Source organism: Oceanobacillus luteolus, assembly GCF_042678205.1.
In the GTDB taxonomy this organism is placed as follows: domain Bacteria; phylum Bacillota; class Bacilli; order Bacillales; family Amphibacillaceae; genus Oceanobacillus; species Oceanobacillus luteolus.
Map to the genome: position 1 here is coordinate 22,296 of NZ_JBHUDE010000149.1, position 8,236 is coordinate 30,531.

The following is an 8,236-nucleotide window of genomic DNA, read 5'->3' on the forward strand; positions in this document are numbered from 1 at the left end:
CTTCGTCATTGCCATTTCATTGTTTTTGAGCACTTCAGTCTCAAGTTAGTAATCTTTTTAAATGAGTATATCATTCTAGCACCGTTATTTGAATAAGCACTAGATTGGTGAGGGATTTGAGGTTATATTTGGTATATACCGGGAGAAAGATTTCAATAAAAATAGAGTGATTCACCAATTTTAGTGGATCACTCTACTAAAAGCTTATCAACATTAATTTTAAGTTGGTTTCATACCAATTTAAGGGGCTGTAATACTCGCTTTTCTTTTACTGAAATCAACATCTTCGTAATACGTGTTTTTCACTAAGATATTCGGACCAAGACATTTTACTGCAGGACAGTGGCAATTCAAACTTTTCGCCGTTTTGGTGCCCATCCATTTATCATAAGCCTCAAGTAAGGTCGTCGTCTGGATATTGCCAAGCGTTGGCTCATCGCCAAAGTCGGTTACAATAATGTCTCCACTGAAAATATTTACATTTAAGCGGGAACGTCCGTCTGGATCATTTCTTAATGATACATTTTCTTCCCGGTACAAACGCTTGAGTAACTCTAAATCCTCTGGATCACTGTTGCATGCATAAAAAGGTAACGTACCAAATAACATCCAAATATCTTTCTGGCGATGGTCCAGCAAGCGAATGATTCCTTCTCTCATTTGATCCAGCGTCAACGTTTCTAAATTACTGGCAAAATCAACGGGATACATCGGATGAATTTCATGACGGACACATCCCATTTCATTTACAATTTGATCATGGATTTGTTCGAGATAAGGGAATGTCCTTTTGTTCAACATTGTTTCTGCTGATACCATTACACCTCGATCAGCAAGTCGCTTAGAGTTTTCAATCATGACGGCAAACAAATTTTTCCTGCGCTCGATGGGAGCTTTCCGATCCATGTTTGCAAATCCGATTTCAGCAAACTCCTCTGCTGTTCCCCAGTTATGTGATATATGCATCACATCAAGATAAGGTATAATCTCTTCATATCGATTAAACGGTAAAGTTAAGTTAGAATTCAGCTGTGTCTTCACACCTCGCTCTTTTGCATATCGCAGCAAGGGGACGACATAGTTTTTAACAGACTTTTTATTCATCATCGGCTCGCCACCTGTAATACTGAGCGTACGTAAATGAGGTACTTCATCCAATCGCTTCAGCATTAATTCAATTGGCAGTGCATCCGGATCACTCGGCTGCAGTTGGTAACCAACTGCACAATGCGCACAACGCATATTACACATCACTGTCGTGGTAAATTCAATATTTGATAACGTCATTTTTCCAAATTGTTCTATATCCATATAAGCTTCCCATGGGTCACTTGTTGGCGTCATCGGTTGCATCGGACTAACCGTTTTCATTTAAATCCCCTCCATAGCTTAAAACTGCACCGTCATTGAGTTTATCATACATTTCCTCAAATAGACCAACAATTTCCAATGTAGTCCTATACTGGAAATTGAAGCAATTCCACTCTTAAAAGTCTTGTCATGATATACTTTATTAAATGAGATTAATGATTATTCAACGATAGCTTCCACACAAAATAGGATTATTGGTTTTGCGTATTGTGCAATACCAATAATCCTATCTATTCATACCATTTATTTATTCATTTCTGCTAGAAAATCCCCTAAAAGACTATCCAAATCCTCTTCGGAGTCGTCTTCTTCCGTGTTAGCGGAATCATCCTCATTCACTTTCTCCAATACAAATGAATCGATATCGTCGTCTGACGGATTCAAGTCATCTGCTGAAGGCGTTTTCTCTGAAGAAGGGGAGGGGGTTTCCATGTTTACTTCTTCTATTGGAGGTACTCCCATGTCAATTTCTTCTTGGAGATATAAAGCTTCATCAATATCCAGGGAACTACTATTCAATGATGCAAGCAAGGAAGCTGCTCGGGCAGGATCTGATAATAGCTGATAAACAATGCTCCCCAGCAATGCCTCCGAATGTTCATGTTTTAGCCAATTCCTCTGATGCTTCGTTAATTTGTGGGGGAGGGGAATAGTAATCACTTCTTTTTCCCTTGAGAGGGATTGACCAACCCCCTGCAATACAAACTCAGCAATCTTACTGGAAAAATTCCTTCTTTCCGTTTCTTTTAATTTCTGGAGATGCTTTAATAAATGATCAGGCGTATCAGAGGGGACGCGAAAAGAAATCGCTTGGCCCCTTTTCACCTCATTTGAGACAGACTTTTTCACAAGATCACCTTACTTTATTTTTTTACTGGCTCTTTTGGTGCCTTTTTCTTCTCTGTCTTTCTTACATGATCGGTAATAAGCTTATAATATGCGTTTGCCATCATCCAAATGCTCTCTTTTTCATCTTCAAAGAATTCGATATTATATCCGTCCAGATTATTATTTAATGTTTTTAAATAATCCTTCAATACGTTCGATCCACCACCAACGAAATAACAAATCTCTGTTTGTGAATTTTTAAGCCACATATTGCGTAGTAAACGATATTGCTTCTTAGCTAATTCCAGCAGGATGTGGTCTGTAATATCATGAACGCTAGTACGATTTCCTTTAACCATAATATGATTACGGTTATTTTTTCTTGTGATGATATCAACGACATCACGACGGCTATCTAATTCTATTCCGTGTTTAGACCTTATTTCTTCTCTTATCGACTCTAGTGCTTCAGAAACGCCGAGATTAAATCCTTGCGCTTTATCATCATCAACATTCCGGTTACGAATTACCGCTATATCCGTTGATAAGCCACCAATGTCTTGGATTAGAATTCTCTTATCAATTAAATCTTTATTAATAACTTTAAGGTCATTGTCCATCACAAGATTAATATAAGCAGCAAAGCCTTCCGGGTACACTTTTACTTCATTAAATTTAATGTTCACTTTTAACCCTTGGAACTTTGGTGTAACAAGAAACTCTACCTGGTGTACAGATCCTGCCAATTTCGAACGATATCCAACATCCTTACCTTCTTTCACTTCACGAAGGGGGAGGCCAGTTCCTAATGTATAATTAGCATCGATAACATTTTTTTCGCGTGGGAAAACCGACTGATTTTCTTCCCTTGCTGCATCCAACGCCAACGTAGCCAACAGCATCACTAGTGGTTGGTCTTCTTCTGATTTGCTGCTTCCTGGATCCAACTCTTCTGCACTACCACTTTTAGTCGCTAGATGACCCACTCGGTAAATTGCATTATTTTCCTTTAGAGCTGGAGAATGTACTTTTAAATGGATGCCCTCTAGAGGATCTTTATTATCTAATTCCTCGATTCCAATAACTGGACGATCTTCTGTATCCCTCGCTATGATGTTCGGGATATTCACTTCATAATCTAATTCTCCAAAGATTGCTTTGATTGAATCATTACCAACATCAACTGCTGCAATTCTCGATTTAGTCATCCATCATCATTCCTTTTCAATTAATATTTTTCCTCGCATTATCCGATTATGAGAGACAATACTTATTTCTAAGAAGAATCTAAAACCCTTAATCACAGATTCTGTTACAAACATTCAATGTAATAAACACACAAAGTGAGTTTCACTTTAAACTATTCTCTATGTAAACTCTTTCTGTGTATAAAAAGCATATATGAGTTTAATAGATTCTTCAATGATAAATACTGATTTGAAATAAATTTGTAAACTTGTATACAAACTCACTCTGATTGTATACATTTTCGTAAACAATAACTACATTTTTGTATACATGTTGATATAACACTGAGTGTACAAATATGTATACACGTAAACATATTTGTACACATAAAGTTTACGCATTTGTATACATGTATACGATTTTGTTGACAAGTGTATTTTTTACAAGAATAGCCATTTAGCTCAAATAGTACTTAATATTTTTCTTCCCCCACTCTTCCATTAGTAGAATGATCGGCATGAGACTTTTACCTAATTCTGTCAATGAATACTCCACCCGCGGAGGAACTTCAGGAAATACTTGACGGTGTATAATCCCATCCTCTTCCAACTCCCTAATTTGAGTGGTCAATACCTTATGTGTAATTTTAGGAAGCAATCGTTTAATCTCACTAAATCGCAATTTCCCTTCTGTACCTAGATAGTAAATAATGATTATTTTCCATTTACCACTAAAAAGGGATAAGGTTAATTCCTTTTCACAATTAAACTCACCATTTGCAATTTTCCTTTTAACTTCAGACCTTAACTGTTCCATTCGCTCCTCCCCTTCCCTATATTCTAAAAGTATCCTTTAAGTAACCTTCTCACAAAAAAGTGCGTTCTTCCACTAAAAGGAAATACACTTTAGAATTGTATAAAGATAGAGAATGTTAGTTTAACTACTGTTGCAGATTAAGATATAGATTTGCACCAGTAAGAAATCTCGTAAGGGAAAAAGAATAGGAGATGGTAGCTAGCAAGGAACAAGGTGATTGTATCTCAACCAGATCTTAGACATGCCGAATTGGATTAATAAATAAGTTATTAAATGAGGAGGCAAACATATGACTAACATTACATTAGAACTGGCAAAGGAAATTATTGCAGGTGCTGAACAAGAAGCAAATAAGCTTGGGGTTTCTATGGTAATTTCCGTAGTGGATAATGGAGGAAATCTGATTGCAATACACCGGATGGATGATGCATGGCTAGCAAGTATCGACATTGCTCAAAATAAAGCATGGACCTCTGTAGCATTAAAAATGCCAACAGCAAATCTAGCTGATGCAACTGTTCCTGCAGCTGAACTTTACGGGTTGAATACAACAAATAATGGGCGGCTTGTCGTCTTTGGAGGAGGAATCCCTCTTGTCATCGACGATAAGGTAGTAGGGGCAATTGGAGTCAGTGGAAGTACTGTGCCTCATGATGTACAAGTTGCAGAAGCTGGTTTGAGGTCTTTTCAAAATAGACTATCGTATCAATAAACTATAGTAATTAGTTTGTTTATGGTGAGGAGTCAGCGCATGATTACTGACTCCTCCAGTTACACTATATAAAGTATATCTATAAATCTATTTTTTGCCCGTTAACTTTAAACTCAGTTATTTCAGCGATCTTAAAATCATCTCTGTGTTCAATTATGTAGGAAATTCTGTAAGTTTCTCCATCAACGGATATCTCTTGATGTGCATATGTGGTTAATTTTTCATCGTCAAAGGTAGATCCACCGCCAAGTGATTCTATATTTTCTCCCACGATGTTTTTTTCGAGGATTTCAGTAGTTAATTTATGAGAATTCTCTGATAAAATAGCATAGTTACCCATGTCACCATACCATTTTGCACTAACGATCTCTAACCAATCAGACCACAGCTCTTCAGGATCTTCTCCGTATTCTTTGGCTATCTCGTATACAGTTTCCCGATCACCTGAGAAATCATCTATAGCATTTAATCTTGTCATAATAATGTCGTACCACTCTAGATCTTCTTCGGTAAGATTTCTTAGTCTATTTACTTCCGGATAGAAGGTTGTTGTGATTTCATCCGCTACAATACTTCTTTCTTCAATTTCTTCATCTAATTCTACAGTTTCTACCCATGTCTCGTCCGTTATCTTCTCGAAACTATCTTCCTCGTCAGTCATCTCAGAACAACCGCCTAATACTAAGCCTAACGTTCCAATTAATAAAAGTTTGTTGACAGTAACCCCCATTTTCTTCCCCCCACTATATTAATACAAAAAAACATAACTAATGATTATAACCATATTAGCAGAAAAGGACGGAGATAAGTCATTATTTTACAAATGCTTTTCTCCGTCTTATCATTAAAATACAGTAAAAACCTCATTTACTTATGGTACGGCTCAGCATTTTGGTGTGGTAGAACAGATATTGTTACCTTATTGATTATAATCATCTCAAACTCTCAATCAGCAAGTAAATCCCCGTAAACAATAAGATTATATATGTAAATATTCGAAAAATATTTTGATTAATCCTTTTAAATAATAGTTGTCCCAAGTACAATCCTACAAATACCAAAGGTAAGGCCCATAAACTCGATACCCAGATTGTCTTATTTGTTCCAGCAAAAGTAACTTGGATGATTAAACTAACAAAATATATAAATAAATAAAAGGCTAGTGTAGTACCTCTTAATTTTTCTTTTTGAGTCTCTGTTCCTGAAAAATATAATAATAATGGCGGTCCGGGCATACCTATACTTGTTGTGAATGAACCTGATAGTCCACCAACAATTAAATCTTTCTTCTTATTTTGGTTAATTCGGAACTTAAGAATGAGCATTATTGTTAATACTATGATAATAAGGCTCACTCCCAACTTTAATCTATTTATTTCAACTAACAAGAAGATCATAATTCCAATGGGCAGACCAGTAACACTTCCTACCATAAATCTTCGAAGGATGCCAAAATCAATATCCTTTCTAATTTTCATTATTAATGCACTAGAAATAATTAAAGACAATATTAAGTTTATTTGAATTGCCTCAATAGGTTCAAATATTAATAGAAGGAATGGAGTAGCCAAAATTGAAAATCCGAATCCTGTACTCGTTTGAAGTACGGAAGCGAATAAAATGATTATAATAAATGCTATTATCTCCATAAAACACCCACTTTCCTATAACCAAAAAATAAAGATACCGTTAATAAACAGTATCTCTTCTACAACTATTTTAACATTTCATTAATTGTTAAACTATCCAAAACTAATTCCACTCTCTGTATACCACTATTTGTGATACGGTTCACTATTTTTAGTGGTAAGATTAATATTACCACCACTTAATAATCATCACTCTCGTAGAAAATTCCACGTAGGTGAGAAGTTTGTAACTACCTATAACCACAAAACTACCTCTTCAAATTATTATTCTCAATAAATTTATCAAAATCATCAAATGAACTCTGCTCAATACGGGTTAAATTTCTCATATTCTTGAGTCGCAATCTCATCTGCAACGGCTTTCGATACCTTTCCAGTATTTTCAAGAATATCACGATAATTAAATTGTAGAAATGCATTTAATTTATCCATCCAATCCTTCATATACATTGGACGTTGTCGCTCCGCTTGGTCCTCAGTATAGTCTAAATACATTGTAACAATTCGATTAAGCGACTTTAACTCTTTTTCAGACAAGTAGTTTTTAGCAACAGTAACATCTCGCTTGCGTACTTTATCACCTTTCCAAGAAGTAAGACCCATATTTTCCATCTCTGCATCTGCTCTATCTTAAATGAGCTCAGCAGCCGTTTCCCATGGATTGCAAAATGTAATTTATTTTGAACCGTTGCAAAGAATTCCTGTGTTACTTCCGCTTTAGGGTCATAATCTACTGATGTAGCGTAAATGTCTGTAATTTTTTGATAGAATCTTTTCTCTAAGGCACGAATATCACGGATTCGTTCCAGTAACTCATCAAAATAATCCTGTCCAAAATTACGCATTTCTTTCAACCGATCGTCATCCATTGTAAAACCTTTGACAAGGTATTCATTTAAGCGTTCTGTTGCCCATTGACGGAACTGTGTGCCTCGATGGGAACGAACACGGTAGCCGATTGCGAGGATCATTTCAAGATTGTAGTGTTTCGTCTTATAATTTTTACCATCCCTTGCAGTTGTAAAGTAAAACTTGACAACTGAATCCTCATCTAATTCCTTCTCTTCAAAGATATTTCTTATATGTAGGCTGATATTCTGCTTAGTCGATTGATATAATTCCGCAATTGCCTTCTGTGTCATCCAAACTGTTTCATTTATCTAACATCTATTTTTCACGGTTCCTCTTCCTTTACTAGTAGATTTTATCTCTTTCCCACTAGTATACTGATTTATCCATTGACATAAAACCGAATGAGATGAAATATTGAACTTTTCACAAGTCGTTCTCAAACTGCCTTCTCCATTTAAATAAAATTCAACAGCTTCCCTTTTCAGCTCGCTGGAATATCCCTTCCATGTCCTCGAATCCTTTAAACCATCGCCCCCATTTTCTTTGTACTTGCGAACCCATACGTTAATCGTCGTTCGGTCGACAGCGTATTCTTTAGCAATCCTGCTTACAGACACGCTCCCCTCCATCACACGTAATACTGCCTCTATCCTTTCATTTAAAGTATGGTTACTTCTCCTTTTAGACATAGAAAATGCCCCCAATACAGTAGTAGAGAATTTTTATTATTTCTCTGTCCACTGTATTGGAAGCATATCATTTTAGATGTGGACTATTGTTATGATTTATTTAGTTTTATTTGGTACACGACATTCCGCTG

Annotated in this window: 10 protein-coding genes; 1 reads left to right on the top strand and 9 read right to left on the bottom strand. The window is 36.1% G+C overall.

Annotated features, from left to right (window positions below):
- Positions 1 to 240: 240 nt before the first annotated feature.
- The 4 genes from yfkAB to ACFSBH_RS16220 form a co-directional block, all read right to left on the bottom strand.
- Positions 241 to 1,371: a radical SAM/CxCxxxxC motif protein YfkAB gene (gene yfkAB / locus ACFSBH_RS16205; RefSeq protein WP_251514291.1), complete on the bottom strand. Its 1,131-nt coding sequence runs from the start codon at positions 1,369 to 1,371 to the stop codon at positions 241 to 243.
- 243 nt (positions 1,372 to 1,614) lie between these two features.
- The gene (locus tag ACFSBH_RS16210; RefSeq protein WP_251514289.1) at positions 1,615 to 2,220 is read right to left on the bottom strand and encodes a hypothetical protein; all 606 of its coding nucleotides are present in this window, start codon (positions 2,218 to 2,220) and stop codon (positions 1,615 to 1,617) included.
- Positions 2,221 to 2,234: 14 nt separating this feature from the next.
- Positions 2,235 to 3,407, bottom strand: coding sequence for a ParM/StbA family protein (locus tag ACFSBH_RS16215; RefSeq protein WP_251514266.1), 1,173 nt, complete (start codon positions 3,405 to 3,407; stop codon positions 2,235 to 2,237).
- Positions 3,408 to 3,843: 436 nt separating this feature from the next.
- Entirely contained in the window at positions 3,844 to 4,203 is a 360-nt protein-coding gene (locus ACFSBH_RS16220; RefSeq protein WP_251514254.1) for a winged helix-turn-helix transcriptional regulator, read from the bottom strand.
- Between the two features lie 289 nt (positions 4,204 to 4,492).
- On the opposite strand from ACFSBH_RS16220, the gene ACFSBH_RS16225 reads away from it, so the two are divergent.
- Entirely contained in the window at positions 4,493 to 4,915 is a 423-nt protein-coding gene (locus tag ACFSBH_RS16225; RefSeq protein WP_251514252.1) for a GlcG/HbpS family heme-binding protein, read from the top strand.
- Positions 4,916 to 4,994: 79 nt separating this feature from the next.
- On the opposite strand, the gene ACFSBH_RS16230 is transcribed toward ACFSBH_RS16225, so the two are convergent.
- From ACFSBH_RS16230 to ACFSBH_RS16250, 5 genes are all read right to left on the bottom strand, one after another.
- On the bottom strand, positions 4,995 to 5,645 hold the full coding sequence (locus ACFSBH_RS16230; protein WP_251514250.1) for a hypothetical protein: 651 nt from the start codon (positions 5,643 to 5,645) through the stop codon (positions 4,995 to 4,997).
- A 202-nt stretch (positions 5,646 to 5,847) separates the two neighbouring features.
- On the bottom strand, positions 5,848 to 6,564 hold the full coding sequence (locus ACFSBH_RS16235) for a sulfite exporter TauE/SafE family protein (protein WP_251514248.1): 717 nt from the start codon (positions 6,562 to 6,564) through the stop codon (positions 5,848 to 5,850).
- A gap of 306 nt (positions 6,565 to 6,870) precedes the next feature.
- The gene (gene rhuM / locus ACFSBH_RS16240; RefSeq protein WP_379598597.1) at positions 6,871 to 7,176 is read right to left on the bottom strand and encodes a RhuM family protein; all 306 of its coding nucleotides are present in this window, start codon (positions 7,174 to 7,176) and stop codon (positions 6,871 to 6,873) included.
- Positions 7,083 to 7,706, bottom strand: coding sequence for a RhuM family protein (gene rhuM / locus ACFSBH_RS16245; RefSeq protein WP_251514245.1), 624 nt, complete (start codon positions 7,704 to 7,706; stop codon positions 7,083 to 7,085). Before rhuM (ACFSBH_RS16245) ends, rhuM (ACFSBH_RS16240) begins: the two co-directional genes overlap by 94 nt.
- An 18-nt stretch (positions 7,707 to 7,724) precedes the next feature.
- Positions 7,725 to 8,105: a helix-turn-helix domain-containing protein gene (locus ACFSBH_RS16250; protein WP_251514243.1), complete on the bottom strand. Its 381-nt coding sequence runs from the start codon at positions 8,103 to 8,105 to the stop codon at positions 7,725 to 7,727.
- Positions 8,106 to 8,236: the final 131 nt, after the last annotated feature.